The 21,110-nt window shown below is 42.0% G+C and carries 17 protein-coding genes; 3 read left to right on the top strand and 14 right to left on the bottom strand.

The annotated features are described in order from the left end of the window. Window positions 1-88 precede the first annotated feature (88 nt). The 8 genes from DBT50_RS01465 to DBT50_RS01430 form a co-directional block, all read right to left on the bottom strand. Entirely contained in the window at window positions 89-1,729 is a 1,641-nt protein-coding gene (locus DBT50_RS01465; protein WP_111852184.1) for a peptide ABC transporter substrate-binding protein, read from the bottom strand. A gap of 15 nt (window positions 1,730-1,744) precedes the next feature. After that, window positions 1,745-2,263, bottom strand: a complete 519-nt coding sequence (locus DBT50_RS01460; RefSeq protein WP_111821472.1) for an ECF transporter S component — start codon at window positions 2,261-2,263, stop codon at window positions 1,745-1,747. 74 nt (window positions 2,264-2,337) lie between these two features. Beyond that, a complete protein-coding gene (cbiB, locus tag DBT50_RS01455; protein WP_111852185.1) occupies window positions 2,338-3,288 on the bottom strand; it encodes an adenosylcobinamide-phosphate synthase CbiB in 951 nt (316 codons plus the stop codon). Window positions 3,289-3,314: 26 nt separating this feature from the next. Next, window positions 3,315-4,409, bottom strand: a complete 1,095-nt coding sequence (locus DBT50_RS01450; RefSeq protein WP_111852186.1) for a pyridoxal phosphate-dependent aminotransferase — start codon at window positions 4,407-4,409, stop codon at window positions 3,315-3,317. After that, window positions 4,385-5,035: a histidine phosphatase family protein gene (locus tag DBT50_RS01445; RefSeq protein ID WP_111852187.1), complete on the bottom strand. Its 651-nt coding sequence runs from the start codon at window positions 5,033-5,035 to the stop codon at window positions 4,385-4,387. The genes DBT50_RS01450 and DBT50_RS01445 overlap by 25 nt, the downstream gene beginning before the upstream one ends. After that, a complete protein-coding gene (cobS, locus tag DBT50_RS01440; protein ID WP_111852188.1) occupies window positions 5,035-5,796 on the bottom strand; it encodes an adenosylcobinamide-GDP ribazoletransferase in 762 nt (253 codons plus the stop codon). Before cobS ends, DBT50_RS01445 begins: the two co-directional genes overlap by 1 nt. After that, the gene (locus DBT50_RS01435; protein ID WP_111852189.1) at window positions 5,793-6,389 is read right to left on the bottom strand and encodes a bifunctional adenosylcobinamide kinase/adenosylcobinamide-phosphate guanylyltransferase; all 597 of its coding nucleotides are present in this window, start codon (window positions 6,387-6,389) and stop codon (window positions 5,793-5,795) included. The genes cobS and DBT50_RS01435 overlap by 4 nt, the downstream gene beginning before the upstream one ends. Window position 6,390: 1 nt before the next feature. Beyond that, window positions 6,391-7,167 (bottom strand): hypothetical protein, encoded by a 777-nt coding sequence (locus tag DBT50_RS01430; RefSeq protein WP_111852190.1) that lies wholly within the window; start codon window positions 7,165-7,167, stop codon window positions 6,391-6,393. A gap of 383 nt (window positions 7,168-7,550) precedes the next feature. On the opposite strand from DBT50_RS01430, the gene metE reads away from it, so the two are divergent. Beyond that, window positions 7,551-9,830: a 5-methyltetrahydropteroyltriglutamate--homocysteine S-methyltransferase gene (gene metE / locus DBT50_RS01425; protein WP_111853469.1), complete on the top strand. Its 2,280-nt coding sequence runs from the start codon at window positions 7,551-7,553 to the stop codon at window positions 9,828-9,830. Continuing rightward, entirely contained in the window at window positions 9,808-10,662 is an 855-nt protein-coding gene (gene metF / locus DBT50_RS01420; protein ID WP_111852192.1) for a methylenetetrahydrofolate reductase [NAD(P)H], read from the top strand. Before metE ends, metF begins: the two co-directional genes overlap by 23 nt. Before the next feature lie 57 nt (window positions 10,663-10,719). On the opposite strand, the gene arcC is transcribed toward metF, so the two are convergent. The 6 genes from arcC to argF all read right to left on the bottom strand — a co-directional run bounded on the left by arcC (window position 10,720) and on the right by argF (window position 19,591). Beyond that, window positions 10,720-11,646: a carbamate kinase gene (arcC, locus tag DBT50_RS01415; protein WP_070559506.1), complete on the bottom strand. Its 927-nt coding sequence runs from the start codon at window positions 11,644-11,646 to the stop codon at window positions 10,720-10,722. A gap of 120 nt (window positions 11,647-11,766) precedes the next feature. Continuing rightward, window positions 11,767-12,858 (bottom strand): putative NPN-dependent ornithine cyclodeaminase, encoded by a 1,092-nt coding sequence (locus DBT50_RS01410; RefSeq protein ID WP_064292378.1) that lies wholly within the window; start codon window positions 12,856-12,858, stop codon window positions 11,767-11,769. Then, a complete protein-coding gene (locus DBT50_RS01405) occupies window positions 12,848-14,029 on the bottom strand; it encodes an ornithine cyclodeaminase family domain (RefSeq protein WP_111821481.1) in 1,182 nt (393 codons plus the stop codon). The genes DBT50_RS01410 and DBT50_RS01405 overlap by 11 nt, the downstream gene beginning before the upstream one ends. 41 nt (window positions 14,030-14,070) lie before the next feature. Then, window positions 14,071-16,629, bottom strand: a complete 2,559-nt coding sequence (locus tag DBT50_RS01400) for an ATP-dependent Clp protease ATP-binding subunit (protein ID WP_111852194.1) — start codon at window positions 16,627-16,629, stop codon at window positions 14,071-14,073. A 216-nt stretch (window positions 16,630-16,845) separates the two neighbouring features. Further along, on the bottom strand, window positions 16,846-18,216 hold the full coding sequence (locus tag DBT50_RS01395; RefSeq protein WP_013669755.1) for an alanine/glycine:cation symporter family protein: 1,371 nt from the start codon (window positions 18,214-18,216) through the stop codon (window positions 16,846-16,848). Window positions 18,217-18,598: 382 nt separating this feature from the next. After that, window positions 18,599-19,591 carry an ornithine carbamoyltransferase gene (argF, locus tag DBT50_RS01390; protein ID WP_013669249.1) on the bottom strand — a complete coding sequence of 331 codons (993 nt, stop codon included), beginning with the start codon at window positions 19,589-19,591 and terminating at the stop codon, window positions 18,599-18,601. 273 nt (window positions 19,592-19,864) lie between these two features. Between argF and DBT50_RS01385 the strand changes: the two genes are divergently transcribed. Then, window positions 19,865-21,097: a helix-turn-helix transcriptional regulator gene (locus DBT50_RS01385; RefSeq protein ID WP_224785044.1), complete on the top strand. Its 1,233-nt coding sequence runs from the start codon at window positions 19,865-19,867 to the stop codon at window positions 21,095-21,097. Window positions 21,098-21,110: the final 13 nt, after the last annotated feature.

The following is a 21,110-nucleotide window of genomic DNA, read 5'->3' as shown; positions in this document are numbered from 1 at the left end:
GATACCTTAACGTAAACACAGTAGCATAGGGACTGCGTCGGACTCGCACCGACTTCCCCAGTAATAAAAGGGAGGACTTAGATATTATTTAATTACTTTGAATGGAAGCTAATCGAAAATCAACTTCGGGGCCAATGGGGCGGTAGATAATTCCTTGAACCCGGTCGCTCCTGAGATGCCATTCATTTTGTTGGTAGAGCGGCACCACAACGGCTTGATTTTTGATTAATTCTTCAATTTTTTGGGCCACTTGGTAAGGCCGGTCTCGATCTTGATTATAAGGGAAAGCAAGGTCAGTGATCAACCGATCCAACTCAGGATTTTGATATCGCCCGCGATTGAAGGAATTGTCACTTTTCAAATTTTGATAATAAGCCAGGGGATCATCGTAATCTGCCCCCCAGGCAGTCAAGGCAAAATCAAAGTCTTGCCGGTTCATACGGTCAATCCGATTTTTCTTGGGAACATTTTGCAATTCAATGGTCAAGCCGTCAAGGGCTTGCTCCAGAGTTTCTTTGAGGTATTCAGACAATTTGCGGCTATTTTCATCATCATTAGCTAACAGGGTGAGCCTTAAGCTTTCCTTCTGATTAGCCGCCTTATAGCGGTCAAAAGCCTCCTGGGCTTGGTCTAAGTCGTACCAAGCATCCATAGCCGGACTGTCGGTGATATCTTCTCCCGTCACCGGGTCAATCACTAAATGACTAGGAACAAAGGTATTTAGGGCCTGAGCTCCCCCACCGATGAGGTCTTCAACCGAGCGGCTATCGATGGCATAGGCAATGGCTTGGCGCAAGTCAAGTTGCGATAAATCAGGGTTCTGGTGGTTAAACTCCAGATAGTCAGTCCAGGCCTTGACTTGTAAATCGCCTTCCCCCTTAGCTTGATAATTCTTGGCAATCTGACCATGAAGGGGCATTTGATCTAATTGACCTGATTCAAATAAATTCACTCCGGTGCTCTCTTCCTTAATTACCTGAACTTTGATTCCGTCAATAGCGACAGAATGACGGTTATACTGGTCACTCTTACGCAAGTCCCACTGGTCTTGGCCGGCCTGCCAGTTCTCAATAACAAAGGGGCCATTCCCTAAGACATGGTCACTATCCTGACCGTACTGGTCTCCCTGGGCCTTCACATAGGTTTCATTGACGGGATAGAAAGGCGTAAAAGCTAAAAGCTTGGTGAAATTGGGATTAGGATAGTCGAGTTGGACTTCTAATTGATAGTCATCCAAGGCCTTGACTCCGAGTTGGTCCAGGGGGGCTTGCCCGGCCAGAATGGCCTTTGCCCCTTGGATTTCCCCTGCTAAATTGGCATAGGGAGCTGCTATCTTGGGATTGACTAAACGTCTAAAGCTATAGACAAAGTCATGGGCCGTGACTGGTTGCCCATTTTCCCACTTAGCATCATGGCGCAGGCTAATCCGGTAGGTCAGGCCATCTGGGGAAATTTCAGGAAAATCCTGGGCCAGGTTAGGCTGTAATTCATTATTTTCATCCTGCCAATAAAGCCCGTCAAAGACCTGGCTAGCGTAGGTCAGGCTGGTAATGTCATTGGCCTTTTGATTATCCAGGGTTGTTAAGGGATACTTGGCTGGGAAATGGATCTGATTGGCTGAGCGGGTACTTGCTTGATTCTGATCGCTACTTTTCGCTTGGTCAACTTGACAAGCGACCAAGAAAAGACATAGCAAGCTAGTCAATAGCGTTTTCAGTAAGCTTCGCATGCATTTGATACTCCTCTATTTTGTCTTTCTCTTCATAAATGGATTAAAGAACTTAGCAGGGAGGCTTATATAAACCACTTCAGCCAATACTAAGTTAACCACACTAGCAATTAATAAGGTCAGTAATAACCCACCCGTTACCATAGCTAAAATTGCTTGCCAACCGAGTAGCGGAATGAGGGCTAATTGGGCCAGTAAAACATTAAACACTAAGGCAACAGCATCACTGAACAGGATTTTTCCTATGGACTTACCAGCCTTTCCCCGTAGATAGCCATAGACTGAACAGGTAAGCCCCATCATTACTCCAATAATAATATGGGCAGGTAGGGTCAGCGGGAAACCCGATAGGAGAGCGGTTAAGCCATGAGAAAGAAGCCCCAGCAAGAACCCATAGCCTGGTCCCAAAATAATAGCTCCTAAAAAGGCAGGAAAAGAGTCTAAGGCAATACTGCCTAGAAAGTGAACATTGGCTCCAATAGTTGCAATAGCTAAAAGTAAAGCAGTTAAAATATTGGCATGTAAATTTTTCATAAGTAATCCTCATTTCATTTTTGTTTTTTCCGCTGGATGAATCCAGCTTATCCTAAAGCATGGCTTAGCGGCTATCAGCTACTAATGAGCATCATTAACATCGACAAAGCCATGGCTAGACTGGCACTGGTATATAATAAAGCAATGCTGGCTTTCACTTGCTGGGGACCGATCAACTTTTGTGGGTCTCCAATGGTTGGTTTTTCAATGGGCTGGCCATGGTAGACATGGGTTCCGCCCAGCTGAACACCCAAGGCTCCAGCAGCAGCTGCTTCTGGATAACCCGCATTGGGGCTGCGGTGGGCACGTCCATCCCGAAAACTAATCTTCCAGGCACTAGCCATATCTAAGCCCAAAAGGCCACTGGATAAAACAATCAAAAGGCAGCTAAGTCGGGCTGGAATATAATTTGCCAAGTCATCCAACTTAGCAGCAAAATAACCAAAATATTGATAACGGTCATCCAAGTAGGCAATCATCGAATCTAAGGTATTGATTCCCTTATAGAGGAGCCCACCCACCGGGCCAAATAAGATCACGTAAAATAATGGGGCTACAAAGCCATCACTTAAGTTCTCAGCAACAGTCTCAATGACGGCTTGGTAAACTTCTTCCTCACTGAGTTGACTCGTTTCTCTCCCGACAATCCGACTCAGCTGCCGACGCCCTGCTTGTAGTCCACCCTCCTTCATCGCCTCTAAGACCCCATTAGCCTCATCAGCTAAGCCCTTGACGGCAAAACAAGTATAGGTGAGATAGATCCATACAAGCGCATAGAGGATGGGCGACAAGCGCTTAGCCCCATAAAGTAAGAGAGAGCTAATCAGCAAAATGATAATTAAGAGTAAGAAAACTAAGACCCCGCCTAAAAAAGTTTGGGTCATCGGCTTTTTCTTGTCGAACTGGCTAAGTCTCTCAAAACCACGAATAAAGCGGCCATAGAATTTAACCGGGTGAGGCCAAGTGGGGGGATCAGCCAGCCATAGATCTAACAGGAAGGCCAGCAAACGGTAAATAGCAAGCATCCTTTACCTCTCTTTCTTTAATTCACTCATAAAATATCAGCCAAGGCTTGAAGTAAAGCCTGGTTTTCTTCCTTAGTCCGAACAGCCAATCGGTAGTAACCAGGTCCCAGGCCCTTGAAATCATCTGTCTGTCGCAAAACTATACCTTTTTCCAGTAAGTTTTGACCCAACTCTTTAGGCCCTTGGATTAAAAAGAAGTTAGCTGCACTAGAAAAGACTTTCAAAGCTGGAAAGCTCTCCAGGCCTGCCTGCAATTCTTTTTTAGCAGCAGCTAAATAATTCAAAGATGCCTGGCGATAAGCGGTTAAGTCAGGCATTTTCTGGCCACAGACTTCCGCTAAGCCGTTGACTGACCAAGTCAGTTGAGCCGCTTTTAAGTCATCCAAGAGGGTCTGCTTACTGGTCATGGCTACTCCTAAGCGCAAGGCAGGCATGGCATAGAACTTAGTTAGGGAGCGAATGATCACCAGCTTTTCTTCCCTTTCTACTTGTCCTAACAGCGAATAGTTGTCTTGGTCAGGCAGGAAATCAATAAAAGATTCATCCACCACTAAATAACCACCCCTGTCGCTAATACCCTTTAATAAATCCTTTAATAAGTTGAACTCATATAAGGACCCAGTGGGATTATTAGGCTGGCAGAGCCAGACTGAAAAAGCCCTATTCCCAGCTTCTTGGTCCGCCTCCTGCTTGCAGTGGCTATCTAACCAGGGCCAAAAATCTTCTAAGTCAAAGGTAAAATCATTTTCTGCCTGGGTCAGATAGGACCAATGGGGGCGCTGGTACTTCTTAGCACTAGCTGCGTACTCATTAAAGCAAGGTTCAATGGTCACCATCGGATAAGGCAAGGCAAAGGCCAAAAGATCAATCAATTCTGCCGCCCCATTGCCCACCAGTAAGTGGTCATCGGACACTTGATAGAAGTCCGCCAGTGCTTGGCGTAAATCCCGATAGTTGTAATCCGGATAGCGATCTAACTGATCCAAATGGGAAACGATGGCCTCCTTAAAAGCTTGGGGTAAGCCGAGTGGGTTAATATTGGCGGAAAAGTCCAAGGCCTGGGTCATATCCCTTCCTATTACCTGGCTAAGCTCCTTTAAATTTCCACCATGTTTTGGCATCCTTCATCCCCCTCTTCAATAGCTTCAACTAGCCGTTCCAAAAATAAAACTCGGTCAATGGAATAGCTATAAATCTTTCCTTGGGTAAAGTGACAATCAAAATATTTCACATCCAAGTTTAAGAGCCGGCTGACCAATAAGCGCAGCCACCCATGGTGCCCCAGTAAGAAATAGCTTCCCTCATCACTAGCTGAGCTAAAGACGCTAAATAGAGCCCTCAAGACCCGGTCTCTAAAGGAAAAATAGCTTTCTGCCCCAGTCGGGGTGGTGAGAAAGGGTTGGTCAATATATTCCCACCAGGTCTTAGGGTCCATAGCTTCGATTTCTTGAGCCGTTTTCCCTTCCCAGACACCCAAATCACGTTCATTCAGATCAGCTTCCTGGGTCCAGGGAAAGGCCTGGAAATCATTTTCAGCTTTTAAGCTGTCTGCAATAATCTGGGCAGTTTCTTGGGTCCGCTGCATCCTAGAGGTTAGCAAACGATCAATTCTTTTTCCTCTTAGTGCCTGTCCCAAAGCCTGGGCTTGTTGTTGTCCCAGTGGGGTCAAATGCGGGTCCAGTCTGCCATAAAATTGACCGTCAACATTGCGAACACTTTGGCCGTGCCGCGCTAAATAAAGCTCCATCAAAGCCCTCCTAAAGCCAGTAAGCCTAAAAGAAATGTGACCTCACTCAAAGGCCCCATACAACCCACCGTGTCTCCACTCATGCCGCCTAAGAGATGATAAATATGGTGGCGGTAGAGGAGGACAACTACCGTGGTTAGCCCATAGGCCAAGAGGCTCTTGGCACCAATAATGAAAAACAAGATCACCAGCGTTAACAACTGGCCCAGTAAGATCCCCCATTTGGGAGTCCCTACCATCATTTTTCCCATACCATTGGGGTTGTAGCCTGAATAAACCAGCTGCCAGTGGCCTAGGGCAAGCATGGCGCGGGAAATCAGTCCCAGACTAATAATCACTCCCATTTGAGAGCCTAATCCAGGAAGGCCATTCAGGACCTCACTCCCAAGCACGTAGTATAACAAATAATAAAAGATCAAGGCAATGCCACCAAAGGTCCCTAGGCGTGAATCCTTCATAATCCGTAACATATCCTCTTTTTTACGCGCTGAAAAGATCCCATCACAAGTATCAGCCAAGGCGTCCTGGTGAAAGCCTCCGGTGATTACCGTCTCAAAAACAACCACCATCAGCCAAACGACATGGATCGGTAACACATAAGCCAGGAGAGCATAAATGAAAGCCAAGAGACTAAAGAGCAAGGCCCCAAAAAGCGGTAGTAAATAGACCCCCTGACGGTAGCGCTCTAGCGGATGGTCGACGGCAATAGGAATAGGAATCCGGGTAAAAAATTGAAAATAAATGATTAAAACTTTAATCATGGTTTCACCTGTTTTTTTAGTCCCATAATGGCTAAGTAGACCTCATCACTAGCAGCAGCCAGTTGCTGGTTGACTTGGCCGTAAAAATCAACAAATAAGCGGCCCAGCTGGCTAGGCGGAGTCACGCCCCAACCGGTTTCATTAGTTACCAACCATAAACTGGCGGAAGTCTCTTGAGCCGCTAGAAGCAGATCAGCAACTTCTTGCTGGAAATAGTCAGAAATGGCACTAATCTCTTCGGCTTTAAGACTAGCGATCTTCTGGTCAAAGTCTTTCGCTGCAATGCCCTGCTTTTCTAAATAGACGAAGAAAAGATTGGTTAGCCACAAAGTCACACAATCCAAGAGATAGCCATCATAAGACTGGCTAGCTATCCAGGTTGACAGGTCTTTGAAACGTTCGACCGTTTCAAAGCGGGACGACCGCTTGGCTTGGTGGGCCAGGATACGCCGCTCCATCTCCTTATCCGTGTGTTGGTTGGCTTGGGTAGCAATGTAGCAGAGGCGTCTAGCAGGAGAGGCCAAGGCCATCTCTTCGGCTAATTGGGTCTTACCGCTCTTGGCTGCTCCAGATATCAGAATAATTTTTCCCATATTAAACCATCACTCCCAGGTCATAAACTTCATCAAAATGCTCTTTTAGGAAACTTCCCAATTGGTCTGTTCCTACTACAACAAGAGCGGTTGCTGGTCCAGCTGAATCTTGGTGGATGCTTAAGCCTTCCACTTGAGGATTAACCTTAAAGCTTAATTGATTATAGTCAGCCACCTGTCCCGCTTCATTCAGGGCTCCCTTAGACCCGATCGGACAAATCTCATGGACCAAGTCCGGACGACTCAGCAAACGGTCAATGTCCTGATAAGAAATGAGCTTATCCATCTCATCGAGGACGGCTTGGCCGCAACGGGGACGTTTTAATTGAAAGACCCGATCACCACTCACAACCCGTCGAATCCACAGTCCCTTAGCATTTTGTGCCTTTCCCATCAAAACGATTCCTAAAGCGGACATAGTGGTTAGCATATTCTCTTCAGTAGACCCATTGACTTGGATATTGGGAAAACCGGCCCGGTCAAGTTCCGCTTGAAAGCCTTCCTGATAGGCAAGTCCCGTGGGATTCATTTCATTATTAACCAAATAAAATGCCAAGACCGGTTCCGCATTCACTGCTCGCAACTCAATCAAGGGCACCCGTAGGGCAGTTTGAGCAGTTAAGGGATTAGGAGAGGCTAATTGGTCATTAGCCTTCTCACCGATACTAGCTGAACTATCACAGGCAAAGACCAAGTAATCTTCTTCTGTTCTTTGCTTAGCGAGTCCAAGAGGAAACATTTCATCGATAGCAAGCAAGGTTAAATCACGATATTTCAATAGACTACTCCTTAATTAAAAAGTGCAAAGTAAAAGACTTTTGTAAAGAATTCCCCCTTACAAAAGTTCTCAGTAATTACAAGATATAGTTCACTGCTTAGAATTATAGCACAAAATATAGGCCTGATTTCATTTTTTAAAGCTTTAATGGAAACAATTACTCGGCCTCAACAGGACTACCCTTTTTGATCAACAACCTGGTCTTAAAAACGTCCCAAAAGACTTCTTTATTAATTAAAAAATAATATCAAACTTTTAGAATTTCGATCACCTTTTATGCAAAATGCATATTAACACCCCAGGCTGGGATTTAGCTATACTCCTATACAAGTGAAAAAAGGAGATTTTGTAAATTAATTTTTAATTTTTAGGAGTGATAGATAATGAAAACATCCCTGATAGGCTACCCTCGTGTAGGACGACTTAGAGAACTAAAATTTGCCACTGAAAAATATTTCCGCCAAGAAATTACCGTCGACGAGCTCGAAGCAACCGCCCAAGCTATCCGTAAAGACCAATGGCTTAAACAAGCTCAAGCAGGCATCGACTTTATTCCTGTTAATGATTTTTCCTACTATGATAACCTCTTGGATGCTGCTTTCCAATTGAACATTATCCCTAAACGTTATCAAGATCTCGAGCTGTCTGCTCTTGATACGTATTTTGCCTTAGCTAAGGGCTATCAAGGACCAGCTGGAGACGTGAAGGCCCTAGCTATGAAGAAATGGTTTAATACCAACTACCACTACATTGTGCCTGGGTTTGATAACGACACTGAAATTCGCTTCCACGCTGAACGATTAAAGGCAATTATTGAAGAAGCCAAAGCCTTGAAAATTAACGGCAAGGTCGTCTTTCCTGGGCCCTTCACCCTTTTAAAACTATCGCGTTACCACGGTCAAAGCCAAGCCCAAGATTTTCTCACCGGCCTGGTTACTGCCTACCAGGACCTCGTAAAACTGCTTAATACAGAAACGATCCAATGGCTGCAACTGGATGAGCCCTACCTAGTCCATGACTTAACTCATGAAGATATCAAACTATTCAAGGATCTCTACCAGGGCTTACTCAGTCAAAAAGACCAAGTCAAGGTGCTGGTCAATACCTATTTTGGCGACGTAAGAGATGTTTATCAAGAACTCACCAACTTAGCCATTGATGGTATCGGTTTAGATTTTATTGAAGGGAAGAAGAGCCAAGAATTGGTCGAACACTATGGCTTTCCCAAAGATAAAACCCTCTTTTTAGGTCTAGTCAATGGGAAAAATATTTGGCGCAATAACTACCAAAGTTCCCTTGCCCTGATTAAAGACCTCAAGAGTCAAGGAATCGATCTCGTTCTTTCCACTTCTTGTTCCCTACTCCATGTTCCCTATAGCTTGGAAAACGAAAGCGCCCTAGCAGAAAAATACCAAAAACATTTTGCCTTTGCTGAAGAGAAACTGGGCGAATTAAACGACCTCAGTCAGTTAATTGACACAGATTATCATCATGATCCTCGTTTCCAAGAAAACCAAGCACTCTTTACCGATCGTCCTGACAGTTATGATCCTAAGGTGCAAGAACGTCTAGCTGCTATTCCTAAAACAGCCTATCAACGTTCAGTGCCTTTCGACGAAAGAGAAAAAGCCCAAAAAGCATTCTTTAACTTACCTCTCTTTCCAACAACAACTATCGGTTCCTTCCCGCAAACCAAGGAAGTTAAGCTAAAGCGCAAGGCCTTTAAAAACGGTGAAATCAGCCAAGCAGACTACCAAAACTTCCTCAAAGAAAAAATTAAAGACTGTGTCCACCTACAAGAAGAGCTCGGCCTCGACGTCCTCGTCCACGGTGAATTTGAAAGAAATGACATGGTCGAATACTTTGGTGAACAGTTAAATGGAGTCTTATTCACTGAAAAAGCCTGGGTTCAGTCATATGGTACCCGCTGTGTCAAACCACCAATTATCTGGGGCGATGTATCACGCGCTCAATCAATGACTGTTTCCTGGTCAGTTTATGCCCAATCCCTCACCAAGAAACCAATGAAAGGGATGTTGACCGGTCCCGTAACTATCCTAAACTGGTCCTTCCCTCGAGAAGACATCAGCGTGAAAGACTCCACCTTGCAACTAGCTTTAGCTATCCGTGACGAAGTCCTTGATCTAGAGGCCAATGGTATCCGCATTATCCAAGTCGATGAAGCCGCCCTACGGGAGAAACTTCCCCTCCGTCAAAGTGACTGGTATACAGAATACCTCGACTGGGCCATTCCAGCCTTCCGCCTCGTTCACAGTGGCTGCCATAAGGAAACCCAGATCCACACCCATATGTGTTATAGCGAATTCACCGATATCATCCCAGCAATCGATGCCATGGATGCTGATGTCATCACCTTTGAAGCTTCACGTTCTAACTTAGAAATTCTGGATTCCTTAAAAGAAAATCATTTCACTACCGAAGTAGGTCCTGGTGTCTACGATATCCATTCCCCACGGATCCCTAGTGTCAGTGAAATTAAGGAAGCCTTGGATAAAATGCTTCAAAAAGTTAAGCCTGAAAAACTTTGGGTCAATCCCGATTGCGGTTTAAAGACCCGGGGCGAAAAAGAAACCCAAGCCAGCCTCAAGCACTTAGTCCAAGCAACAAAGGAGTTGCGTCATGAAAACCAAGGAATTGTTTAAGGGCAAGACTCTCTTCACCTATGAGGTCTTTCCGCCCAATGCTAAGTCATCCTCTGCCAGTATCTATAAAACCTTAGATGGTCTAAAAGAACTTGATCCCGATGCCATCAGCGTAACCTGCGGAGCCTTAGGTAGTGATAACCGCCTAAAAAGTATCGAAATTGCCTCTTTGATCAAAAACTATGGGATTGAAAGTGTTATTCACCTGCCCTGCCTATATGAGACTCGGGCTAGTATCGATGAAAAATTATCTGAATTAAAAGCAGCCAATATCGAAAATATCCTAGTCTTACGGGGTGACCCTAAACCTGGTCAAAGTCCTAAGGAAGACTTTCCCTATGCAGCTGACCTTATTCGCTACATCAAGTCAAAAGAGGACTTCAACCTCATTGCCGCCTGCTACCCAGAAGGTCACGTGGATGCCCCTGACCCCATTACCGATATCCGCTATCTTAAAGAAAAAGTCGATGCCGGTAGTGACCAATTAATTAGCCAACTCTTCCTAGATAATGATTATTTTTATCGTTTCCTAGAACGGGCTGATTTAGCGGGCATCGATGTTCCTATTGAAGCTGGCATTATGCCAGTCACCAATAAAAAGCAAATTGAAAGCATGGCTCGGATTTGTGGCGTACAAATTCCCGATAAATTCCGTCGCGCTATGGAGAAATATCAAGACAACCCCCTAGCTTTACGCGATGCCGGTCTGGCCTATGCCATTGATCAAATTGTTGACCTGATTAGCCATGGCGTAGATGGGATCCACCTCTACACCATGAATAATCCCTACGTCGCTCGTTACATCTACCAAGCCGTTAAAAATTTATTATAGAAAACAAAAAGCCCTCCTGGCTCAACAAAAGAGCTAGGAGGGCTTAGTTTTTGTTTTTTATTTAATTAAGGTACCATTTTGGCCTTTAATACCTTCTTCAGCTTTTTCTAAGGAGGTGATAATGGCTTGATTACCTGGTTTTGATTCCACAAAGCCTAGGGCAGCCTCAATTTTTGGCTTCATTGAGCCTTCAGCAAACTCCCCAGCTTCAGTATACTCTTTGGCTTGGTCGACAGTCAATTCATCCAGCCATTCTTCATTTTCTTTACCAAAGTTGATTGCCACTTTTTCAACCGCGGTTAAAATAATCAACAAATCAGCTTCAACGAGTTCAGCTAATTTAGCGCTTGAAAAATCTTTATCAATGACAGCTGGAACCCCGTCATAACCGTCTTCTGCTTCAACTACTGGTATGCCACCACCACCGGCAGCAACAATGATATTACCTTGGTCAAAAGCATCTTGGATAAAAGCTTTTTCAACAATATCGATAGGCTTAGGTGAAGCCACCACCCGACGATAACCCCGACCTGCATCTTCTTTCACTGCAAATCCTTTGTCACTTAGGGCTTGAGCTTCCTCTTCACTATAGAAAGCGCCAATTGGTTTTGTTGGATTATCAAAGGCTGGATCATCCTTATCTACCACAACTTGAGTAATCACTGATGCAACGGCTTTATCAACACCACGTTTATTCAACTCATTTTCAATGGCATTTTGCAAATGGAAGCCAATATAACCTTGACTCATAGCTCCACATTCAGGGAATGGCATTTCAGGTGTGCCAGCATCACTTTTTGCAGAAACGTCCATAGCAAGATTAATCATACCAACTTGCGGCCCATTTCCATGGGAAACGATAATTTCATTGCCCGCTTCAATTAAATCCACAATGGATTGGGCAGTTGTTTTTACTGCTTCTTTTTGTTCATTTGGAGTACTTCCTAGGGCATTACCACCCAAAGCTAATACTATCTTACTCATATTTTTCCTCCATTCTTATTAAGACTCTTCCCTTTCAGTCCCTTTTTCAAAAAATTTCAGATGTGTTAATGCTTAAGTTACAAAGCGCTAATCTTCCAACTCAGTAGCTACCTTTACGACTTAAAGGGCACTACCAATATTCCGTAAGAAGTCTTGAACGTTGGTGACAATAGAAACTGCAGTTAGAGAGCCACGGTCAGCCAATTTATCTACCGCAAATTCTTGGACGTCAACGGTATATAAGAATACCGGTCTGACTGTATCACCAAAACGGTTGTAGGAAGGCGTCATATTCCCAGTTGCAATGGTGAAGAGAATCGCTGACATAGCAATCATGGTTGAAGTTTTACGCATGTGAGAACGCATTTCATTTTGGGCATCATAGACATTATCGATGCTTTCAGGTAAACCGAAACGGTCACGGATGGTTCCAGCTAAAACAACTGGGACATCTTGTTCAATAGCTGCCTTCATGAAGCCATCTTTAACTTCACCAGATTCAACTAATTTCTTAGTTGAGCCATAGCGGCGAGCGCGGTTGATAGTGGCATACATATTGTGGTAGGTATTTTGTTCTTGGGTAAAGGTTTCTTGCCCCCAAGTGGTATCATACAAGCCTTGCTCTAAGTCAAAGGCAGCAGTTTCTGTCCCACAGAAAATTGCATTAACATAGCCTTCATTAATAATCTTGGCTAAAGCATCACGGGAATCACGGTCTAAAACTGTAGCAGTCCCTAAAATTAAGGTCACATAACCATGTTCAGCTTCCCGCTCATGCTCTAAGAGTTCATAGAGATTGTCATAATCCATAGAAAAGGCAGTCTCACGAGAACGCCCTTCACGGAAGGCAAAAGTATCCGCATCAACAGCTGCTTCTTGGAAACCTTCAGTCCAAACATAGATCCCTTCGGAAGCATCTTCTGTCCGTCCAACAACGACCTTATCACCCTTCTTAAGGTTTCTAAACTCGATTACATCGATATATTCCTTACCAGGTTCATCATGGGCCACTGCGACGGTGTCCATTCGGGATTGCTCAGCCAATACCCATTTGTCATTGATTTTAAAATATTCTGGATAAATGGATAAGGCATGGTAGTTTCTAGGACTAAGACCATCTTCTACTACTTCAACTAACTTAGCATTGGGTGCGTTTTTCAAAAATTCTTGGTCAAAATCTGGATGATGAAATTCAGCAATCTTAAATGTCATTTCCCAACTCTCCCTTCGCTGCGTCTTCATTGTTTTCTACTTCAACAGTTTCGTACTCCTCGTCTTCAACAGCCTTAGCCATTTCTCCTTGGGCAGGTGTTACTAAAGCTTTTTCACAAGCGACACAGAAGTCTTGAACGTTAGTCACCATTGGGTGGTAAGCCATGTATTCTCTGGCAGCCCCAACCTTGTTGACTACGTTTTCAGTGATATCAATGGTATAGAAATAAACGGGACGAACCTTACCATCATCGCCCACTTTGTAGCTTGAAGCCAAGGAGGCTACTGAATTCGAGTGTAACATGGTCGCAATACAAATAATCAGAGTTGCTTCATTTAAAATTTTCTTAGTTTCAGTCAGAGCCTGGCTGGTTGAGCCCATCACTTCTGGTAGTGGACCATCATCACGAATGGAACCAGACAGAACAATTGGAATATCCATCTCGGTTAGGGCTTTAATAATTCCGTCCTTAACGTTACCGGCATCATTAAAGTTTTTAATCGATCCTGCTGTCCGGACTTCATTTAAGAGGTCTAAGTGGTTGTAGTGTCCCATTGGTGCATTTTCTTGGGTATAAATATTTTGCCCCAGAGCAGTATTTAAGAAACCACCTTCCAGGTCATGGGTGGTCATGGCGTTCCCACCTAAGAGACTATGGATATAACCATTTTCAGCTAAGTGAACTAAGGCGTTCCGAGTGTCGTGGTCGAAAACAACTGCTGGCCCCAATACCCAGGAAATATGACCGCCATTATTCTTCTCATGTTCCATAATGTCAAAGAGCTTGTCGTAGTCCTGTGAGAATGAGGTTTCTACTGAAACACTCCGTTGAGAATAAATGTCTTCTGGAAAACCTTCTTTATAAACTAAGATGCCTTGTGACCCATCAGTGGTCGATCCAGAAATAATTTTGTCACCGGCTTTGACATCACGCATCTCCCGAATAACAATATCATCATCTTCAACTACTGCCACACAGTTTAATGAGTTATATTTAGGTAAAATCCATTCTTCCCCTAACTTATAAAAGGTTGGTAAATGGGTGGTTAAATAAAAGCTATCAGGTAAAACGCCATCACTTTCAGCTTCCTCGTAAGTCACACTTGGCATTTCTTGATATTTTGCTTCTTGGAAATCAGGAAATTTTAATTCTGGTATCTTATAAGCCATTATCTCTTCCTCCTTGTTAATTTTAACGATGTCTTTTTTCTTTAATTATCTTGCTTGCCATTCTCCTGCTGGTAGTCAATGTGAACTAGCCGATCACCACCCTTTGCTTGACTAAGTTCTATGTTGGTAAATGCTGGTAGTTGATTATTAAGACGTAGTTGGGCAATTGGCGTAGTGATTTCACTCTCCATCAATTGGGAGAGATCATTGGCACTATGACGATCTAAGTCATTCACCAAATAATTCGCCAAGCTCCTGACTAATTCATCTTGATAGATTAGTTTAATCTGATTATCTTTTAGGAGTTTGGCTAAGCGATCCAACTCTAATTGAATAAGAGCTTCCATCTCACTTTTATCAAATAGCTGTAAGTAGTAAACGGCATCAAAATCACTTAGCGATTGTCCATTCACCCGCTTGCTTACTTGTTTTTGATAATCCGCATTCCCATCTAAAGTCAGGGTAGCAATAATCACTGTGTTAGAGAAATCAACATCCCGACTTTTATTATCGCGAATTTGACCACTAGCAACTATTTGCTTGATCAAAGCAAAGATATCCGGATGGGCATAGTCAATATTTTCTAACAAAACAACTGAATAGGGGCGGGTTCGAATTTGTTCAGTTAAATGGTTATTCGATTCATAACCAATATAACCTGGTGGTGATCCAATCAATTTGGTATTGGAAGAGGCATCTCTAAATTCACTCATGTCTAAAGCGATAAGATGTTCTTCACCTCCAAATAGCGCCTGAGCAATTAACCTTGCCAGATAGGTTTTGCCGGTCCCCGACTCCCCTGCTAGTATCAAAGAAAGCAAGGGCTTGGCTTGATTAAATAAGCCCGACCGACTCTGGGTAACCAGACTAATGATTTTGTCGATTAAATCATCTGCACCAACAAAATTTTCCCGCAGGTCACTTTCAATTTTAGCAATTTGAGCAGCAGGATCTGATTCCATTTCTGCTTTAGGCATATGGGCTAACTGGGCAACAACTTCGCGAATTTCATTGATTCCAACATCTGCCGATACATTATAGTAGGGAGTACTTTGTTCAAGTTCTTCTAAATCGGCCTTGGTACTTTTCTCTTCAGCTAAATAAGCACTCATTTTATCTAAATCCCGCTCATATTGGGCTTCCATTTTTTGTTGGTTCAGGGTTTCTAACTCACCCTTCAAGCGAGTGATTTCTTGGATGCGGTCTTTTTCTTTATGGTAATTCGCTAATTCTTGGTCGAGTAGCTTTTCTTGCTCAGCTACCTGTTCCATTAATTCTTTGAAACGGTATTGGCTGACCTGATCACTTTCATTTTTTAAGCGAGCCGCTTCAGTTTCCATTTTATTGAGTTCAGCCTCAAGGTCTTGAATCTTTTCAGGCAATTCATCCGTATACATTCTCACCATGGCCGAAGCTTCATCCAAGATATCGACAGCGACATCTGGTAACTTGCGGTTAGGTAGGTAACGTTTCGACAAACGGACAGCTTCCACTAAGGCAGGGTCTTTAATATTGACTTGGTGGAAAGATTCATACTTAGACTGGATTCCTCGCAAAATGGACAAGGTGGCAGCTTCTGAAGGTTCTTCAATGAGCACCTTTTGAAAACGTCGGTCTAGCGCCAGGTCTTTTTCGATGTAGAGTTTATACTCATCGGTCGTTGTCGCACCAATAGTCAAAATCTCTCCACGCGCTAGCATAGGTTTAAGGATGTTTGAGGTATCCATGGATCCTGAACTATTTCCAGCGCCAACAATATTATGGAGTTCATCAATAAAGAGAATGATGCGTCCCTTAGAATCCTTGATGATACCAAGGACTTCTTCCAAGCGTTCCTCAAAGTCACCCCGATATTTAGCTCCTGAAATTAGGGAGGTAATATTTAAGGCAAAAATAATTCGATTCTTTAACTTATCTGGCACTCGGCCTTGAACAATCCGTTGAGCTAAGCCCTCAACAATAGCAGTCTTCCCTACGCCCGCCTCTCCAATCAAAACAGGGTTGTTTTTTATCCGCCGGGACAGGATTCGGATTACGCTACGCGTTTCCTGATCACGGCCAATAATGGGGTCAAGGCGGCCTTCAATAGCCTCTTGGGTAAGATTACGTCCGTACTTGAGTAATTGTTTCAAGTCTGCCTTAGAAATACCTTCTTGAAACTTATCAGTCTCTCTTTTAGCCATAGCCTGTTCATAGAAGTCGGCAGTGATCTCAAAGAGGGCTAATAATTTAGCAGAAGCAAAATCTTCGTCTTTCATTAGTGCTAAGAAAAGATGGTCTAAAGATACCCGGCTTTCAAACTGAGCCCGCGATACTTGTTCACTAATCAAGAGTAGCCGCTGGTAATTTCGGCTGATGTAGAGATTTTTAACCCCTTTAGGACTCCGCAATTTATCCACCGCGGTATCCACTTGGTCTTTTAGTGGCCCCAACATGATCCCCTGGTCGGTCAATAATTTAATCACCGAGTTTTCGTCTTGGTCTAGAATCGCCTTGAGCAGATGAAGTTCAGTGACTTCGCTGTGCTTTTTATTTATGGCTAAGTTTTGTGCTTCTTTAAGCACCTGCATGGCTTCCTGAGAATACTTTTCTGTGTTCATTTCCTCCCTCCTTTCTACATTTCTTACTAAGCTAAATTACTCGTTTATTTATAATTTACTATAAAAATATATTTTTATTAAGCGATTTCATTTAACTTTCTCCTAGTTCGTTTTTATTAAGGCTATTTATATACAAAAGGCAATATTTCTTATTCTTTTTTACTTTATCCAAACTAAGAGAAAGTATAGTTTCTTAACTAAATTTATCGATACACATTACTTATCTTTTTTGGCCCCAGGGAAATATTTAGGGTTTGTAAAGAAGTCATCTGTCAATTCTCTGACTTCACCACTGAGCATAATCATCCCTATCATATTTACAAAGACTACTAAACCTAGGGTGAAATCTAAGAATACTCCAGCCCCTTCAAAAGTTACAAAACCGCCTAGTAGAACCATAAAGCAAGCTAAGAAACGCATTAATTTACCAAAGTGGAGTCCAAATAGATATTCGCCTAATCTTTCTGCATAGAAGACAATAACGATAACCGTTGAAATAACAAACATAAATAAGGAAATAGCTATGATAACTGTACCAATACTACCAAAAGCGTTGTTAAATGCTCTTTCGACCGCAATATCTTTGAGAGCGGGATTCTTATAATTTCCTGAAAGCATCACCACTAAAACAGAAATGGTACATACCATTAAGGTAGTAGAAACGACTTCAAAGATCCCCCACAGTCCCTGACGTACAGGGTGGTCAGTAACGGCGGTAGCATGTGCATAAGCAGCTGAACCCATACCAGCTTCATTAGAATAGGAACCGCGTGCAGCACCCGCTTTAAACATTTCTAAAAAGGCTCCCCATGCGCCACCTGTAATCGCAGCCTGTGGATTAAAGGCACTTGAAAAGATGGCAGAAACAGCATCAGGTAAATTCTGAATATTCATAAAAATAACAACCAGACCACAAATCACGTATAAACCAGCCATAAAAGGAACTAATTTCTCAGTAATTTGTCCGATCCGTTGAATACCACCATAAACTACAAGAACGACTAAAACAGTTATCGCAGCAGCAGATATAGGACGAGAAAGTCCTAATTGTTCTAGCGGTGCTGTTGCGGAAATCGTTTGAACTGTGATGGAAGGTAAGATTTCTAGCATGAAGAAGAATGCAACCAAAAAGCCCATGATTTTACCAAGGTTCCCTTTAATACCATTTTTAAAGGTATAGGCTGCACCACCGACGTAATCTCCTTCTTCATTAACTTCCCGATATTTAATCCCCAGAACAATTTCTGAAAACTTAGTGGCTTGACCAATAATACCTGCTACCCACATCCAAACAATTGCACCAGGTCCAGCAGTAAATATAATCGCCGGCGCAACCACAATGTTAGCCGCTCCGATTGAAGATGCTAAGGCTGCCGATGCTGCTTGGAAGGGACTTACTGAACCTTCACCACCTACATCCGAGTCAAACATTTTTCCAAATGTTTGCTTCATCGCATAACCAAAGTGTCGAATTTGAATAAAGCGAGTTTGGTAACCAAGTATTAATCCCCCAGTAATTAGTACAATTAATATAGGCCAGTTCCAAACCCAATTGGTAAATTGAGTAATCATTTCAATAAAATTCATTTTAACCACCTCTAAATATTGGTTTTTATATTAAGGAATTGTTAATCAATAATAGCTAGAGATAGCAATTAATAAAATAAGCCGGATAGTAGAAAAGCTTTTTAGTTAAATGTCTGTCGCTAAAAGCTTTCCCCTCCGGCCTATTAATTGAATAGATAACACTAGTTTCAAACCTTACCTTGACTTCATTTCCTATTCTTAATCTTTTCAACTAGGCTAGTGATGAGTTGTGGGAAACATCACTAGCCTCTTTCAAATGATTATTTAAGTGAGCAAGAAGCCGACTAATATTATCTTAGCCGTAGACAATCTGATCCTTTGAAATATATAAGATACTATTTCCATTCAACTAAGTGTTATCCGTAACAATTACCTTATTAAGTTATGATAATGTTGCATAAACAATAGCTTTAATTGTATGCATTCTATTTTCAGCTTGTTCAAAGACATAGGATTGTTCAGATTCAAAGACTTCGTCGCTAACTTCCATTTCAGTTAAGCCAAATTTCTTAGCAATTTCTTGGCCTACTGTTGTCTTTTCATCGTGGAAGGCTGGTAAGCAGTGTAAGAAAATAGCAGTTGGTTTTGCATTTTCCATGGCTTTTTTATTTACTTGATAGTCTTTTAGTAAAGAAATTCTCTCTTCCCAAACTTCGTCTGGTTCACCCATTGAAACCCATACGTCAGTGTAGAGAACATCAGCATCTTTAGTCCCTTCTTCAACATTGTCAGTCACAGTAACAGTTGAGAAGTTTTCTTTAGCAATTTCTTCACACATTTCCACTAACTTAGGATCTGGAGCGAGTTCTTTAGGAGAGCAAGCAACGAAGTTTACCCCCAATTTAGCACAGACAACCATTAAGGAATTTGCCATATTGTTGCGAGCGTCGCCCATATATACAAATTTTAGACCTTTTAAGTGGCCGTAATGTTCTTCAACAGTTAACATGTCAGCTAACATTTGGGTTGGATGCCATTCATCAGTTAATCCATTCCATACTGGAACACCTGCATATTCAGCTAATTCTTCAACAACGTCTTGGCTAAAGCCACGGTATTCAATCCCATCATACATACGGCCAAGCACACGGGCGGTATCAGCGATGGATTCCTTATGTCCCATTTGAGAACTATTAGCATCTAAGAAAGTCACGCCCATACCAAGGTCATAACCAGCAACTTCAAAAGCACAACGAGTCCGTGTCGATGTTTTTTCAAACAAGAGAACAATATTTTTACCTGTTAGGTATTTGTGAGGAACGCCAGCTCGCTTCATGTCTTTAAAGTTCTTTGAAAGATCTAATAAGTGACGAATATCACGACTGGTGAAATCAATTAATTTTAGATAACTTTTACCACGAAAGTTTTTTGCCATGAGATATTTCCTCCTAAAAATTAATGTCATTATTGCTATTACAAAAGTTCGAACTTTTTTAATTACAACTATGTTGTAATCGCTTACAGCATTATTATAGCAGCTCACTTTTTTAATCTAGGACATCTTAGGTAAGAAATGTTGTTTGTCGTTTCTTATAATGCTTTCAAATAAAATACCCAGACTTAGTCACCGTCTCTTTTGAATTTTATTCAAGCAATTATATGGTAAAATAAACCTGAGCGCGAAGAAGTTAAAAAGGTTGTGAATGTCATGCAAGGTCCTATTAATATCCAAGAACCTTCTCCCAATAATATTGATGATAACTTTATTGCATCATTAGATATTGAAAGCGACAGTTCTCCGACAAAGGCATTAATCCACAAAGAAGCCCGTTTCTTATTTATCTTATCCGGTAAAGGAAAAATAAAAATCCAAAATGAAGTTCATATAATGAAAAAAGGCAAGATTATTTCACTTCTACCTTGGCAAATTTCAGAAATTATCGAGGTCGATGAAAAAGTCACTTATTATCTATTAATTTATCGATTTGAACTCATTGAATTTATCTTAAAGGAACAGTTAAGCTATGCAAATGAAGGTCAAGATATCGTTGACTTACTTTATCAACAACATTCAATCCAAGTCGATAAAGATGACAGTCAGGTCTTCCAAAGGGCGATCCATTCCTTAAGAGATGAGATCGGCTTACGCACTGCCTCAATCAATCGGCACACAAAGCCCCTATCTTCAATGTGGATTGTCATCCAATTAGCAGAAATTATCATTTCTTACCTACGACAAATTTCTAACAATAAGACCCAAAGTATTTGTAGCGAAGAAATTTTCCGCTATATGTACCTACACTCTTCTGAAGATATCTCTTTAAATAAGCTCTCAGAAATTTTCTTTCTATCAAAATCGACAATTTCAAAGTATATCAAGAAATTAACTGGTCTAGGCTTCTATAGCCTGCTCGATGAAATGCGTTTATCTAAAGCCCAGTACTTATTACTCCATACCGATCTCAGCTTGACCCAAATTGCTGATACTTTAAACTTTAGTGATAAGTCCCGGCTATCCAAACTATTTAGCCAACACCACGGCATAAATAGTAGCCATTTCAAAGCCACCTATAAAAAAGGAGACAAACAAATACCTAGCCGCCTAAGCCCGCGAGACCTTAAATTAATCAATTACCTGTATGAAAACTATGCCGAAGACATTACCATTGATCAACTGTCGAAGATATTTGATAGTAATCCTAAAGATATTAATTCTATGCTTAATTATTTTGTTGAAGATAATTTTTCAAATTTCTTGAATCAATTACGCGTCAATAAAGCTTGTGACTTACTTATTAAAACTGACCTAAGCATTATTGATATCGCCTATCAAGTCGGTTTTAATTCCAGCAAGACACTGACCCGAAATTTTAAAAAGATTTTACAAATATCCCCCAGTGCATTTCGTAAGTTAAATCCTAAAGAACAAATCCGTTATTGAAAAAATCTTGATA

The sequence above is a fragment of the Aerococcus tenax genome (genome assembly GCF_003286645.3).
Classification (GTDB): Bacteria; Bacillota; Bacilli; order Lactobacillales; family Aerococcaceae; genus Aerococcus; species Aerococcus tenax.
This window is presented reverse-complemented; position numbering and strand designations above follow the sequence as displayed.

Bases quoted from the DNA above. Each gene is read 5' to 3' on its own strand.
- DBT50_RS01400 (WP_111852194.1), bottom strand. From the start codon at position 16,629: ATGAACACAGAAAAGTATTCTCAGGAAGCCATGCAGGTGCTTAAAGAA.
- DBT50_RS01445 (WP_111852187.1), bottom strand. From the start codon at position 5,035: ATGGAGCTTTATTTAGCGCGGCACGGCCAAAGTGTTCGCAATGTTGAC.
- DBT50_RS01465 (WP_111852184.1), bottom strand. From the start codon at position 1,729: ATGCGAAGCTTACTGAAAACGCTATTGACTAGCTTGCTATGTCTTTTC.
- DBT50_RS01450 (WP_111852186.1), bottom strand. From the start codon at position 4,409: ATGCCAAAACATGGTGGAAATTTAAAGGAGCTTAGCCAGGTAATAGGA.
- cbiB (WP_111852185.1), bottom strand. From the start codon at position 3,288: ATGCTTGCTATTTACCGTTTGCTGGCCTTCCTGTTAGATCTATGGCTG.
- metE (WP_111853469.1), top strand. From the start codon at position 7,551: ATGAAAACATCCCTGATAGGCTACCCTCGTGTAGGACGACTTAGAGAA.
- DBT50_RS01460 (WP_111821472.1), bottom strand. From the start codon at position 2,263: ATGAAAAATTTACATGCCAATATTTTAACTGCTTTACTTTTAGCTATT.
- metF (WP_111852192.1), top strand. From the start codon at position 9,808: ATGAAAACCAAGGAATTGTTTAAGGGCAAGACTCTCTTCACCTATGAG.
- DBT50_RS01395 (WP_013669755.1), bottom strand. From the start codon at position 18,216: ATGAATTTTATTGAAATGATTACTCAATTTACCAATTGGGTTTGGAAC.
- DBT50_RS01435 (WP_111852189.1), bottom strand. From the start codon at position 6,389: ATGGGAAAAATTATTCTGATATCTGGAGCAGCCAAGAGCGGTAAGACC.
- arcC (WP_070559506.1), bottom strand. From the start codon at position 11,646: ATGAGTAAGATAGTATTAGCTTTGGGTGGTAATGCCCTAGGAAGTACT.
- argF (WP_013669249.1), bottom strand. From the start codon at position 19,591: ATGGCAAAAAACTTTCGTGGTAAAAGTTATCTAAAATTAATTGATTTC.
- DBT50_RS01410 (WP_064292378.1), bottom strand. From the start codon at position 12,858: ATGACATTTAAGATTGCTGAATTTCATCATCCAGATTTTGACCAAGAA.
- DBT50_RS01405 (WP_111821481.1), bottom strand. From the start codon at position 14,029: ATGGCTTATAAGATACCAGAATTAAAATTTCCTGATTTCCAAGAAGCA.
- cobS (WP_111852188.1), bottom strand. From the start codon at position 5,796: ATGATTAAAGTTTTAATCATTTATTTTCAATTTTTTACCCGGATTCCT.
- DBT50_RS01385 (WP_224785044.1), top strand. From the start codon at position 19,865: ATGCAAGGTCCTATTAATATCCAAGAACCTTCTCCCAATAATATTGAT.